The 1,340-nt window shown below is 71.9% G+C and carries 1 protein-coding gene; it reads right to left on the bottom strand.

From position 1 onward, the window contains the following. The coding region (gene ftsZ / locus L2I40_RS23255; protein WP_237217728.1) for a cell division protein FtsZ at positions 1-1,100 on the bottom strand (1,100 nt) is incomplete at its 3' end. Between the last annotated feature and the right edge of the window lie 240 nt (positions 1,101-1,340).

Genomic DNA, 1,340 nt, shown 5'->3' with positions numbered 1-1,340 from the left:
CCGTAGCCGCCGCCGGCGACAGCGCGTGCGGCGGGGGCTGCGACCTGGGCCGAGGCGACCGCCTGCACCGGCGCGGCCGCGCCGCCGCCGACCGCGACCAGCTTCGGCCGCTCGACCTCGCGCGCCACCATGGCGTCGATGCCGGTGGCGACGACGGAGACGCGCATGCGCCCGTTCATCGTCTCGTCGATCGAGGTGCCGAAGATGATGTTGGCATCCTCGTCCACTTCCTTGCGGATGCGGTTCGCCGCCTCGTCCACCTCGAACAGCGTCATGTCGAGGCCGCCGGTGATGTTGATCAGCACGCCGCGCGCGCCGCGCATCGAGGTGTCCTCGAGCAGCGGGTTGCTGATCGCGGCCTCGGCGGCCTTCACCGCGCGCTCGTCGCCCTCGGCCTCGCCGGTGCCCATCATCGCCTTGCCCATCTCCGCCATCACGGTGCGGATGTCGGCGAAGTCGAGGTTGATCATGCCGGGGTTGACCATCAGGTCGGTCACGCCGCGCACGCCCATGTAGAGCACGTTGTCGGCCATCTTGAACGCCTCGGGGAAGGTCGTGCGCTCATTGGCCAGGCGGAAGAGGTTCTGGTTCGGCACGACGATCAGCGTGTCGACGAACTGCTGCAGCTCCTCGATGCCGGCGTCCGCCGCCTTCTTGCGCTTCGGGCCTTCGAAGTCGAAGGGCTTGGTCACCACGCCGACGGTCAGGATGCCGCGCTCGCGCGCCATCCGCGCGATGACCGGCGCGGCACCCGTGCCGGTGCCGCCGCCCATGCCGGCGGTGACGAAGACCATGTGGCTGCCTTCCAGGTGGCGGGCGAGGTCCTCCGTCGCCTCCTCCGCCGCGGCGCGCCCGATCTCGGGCTTCGCGCCGGCGCCGAGGCCCTGCGTCAGGTGCGGCCCGAGCTGCACGCGGCGGTCGGCCTTCGAATGCACCAGCGACTGCGCGTCGGTGTTGGCGACGAGGAAGTCCACGCCGCCGAGGCCCATCGCGACCATGTTGTTGACCGCGTTGGTCCCGCCGCCACCCACGCCGACCACGGTGATCCGCGGCGTGAAGTCGGTGTGCTGGTGGGCCGGGATGGTGAGGTTCAGTGTCATTTGGGCCTCTCCTGGAACTCAGCCTTGCCTGGCGTTGGCGGCGTTGGTGATCGGGGAACGGACGGGCGCGCGGGTCACATCCGCACCCTGATCCAGTCGGCGACGCGGCGGAGCAGGCCGCGCGAGGTGTCGGGGCCGGGGGCGACGTCCACGATGGGACGGCCCTCGCCGGCGGCCCAGGCGAGCAGGCCGACCGCGACCGCGAAGGGCGCGCCGCCGGCGGTGTCGGGCAGGCCGCGC

The sequence above is a fragment of the Falsiroseomonas oryziterrae genome, from assembly GCF_021864505.1.
Taxonomy (GTDB): Bacteria; Pseudomonadota; Alphaproteobacteria; order Acetobacterales; family Acetobacteraceae; genus Falsiroseomonas; species Falsiroseomonas oryziterrae.
This window is presented reverse-complemented; position numbering and strand designations above follow the sequence as displayed.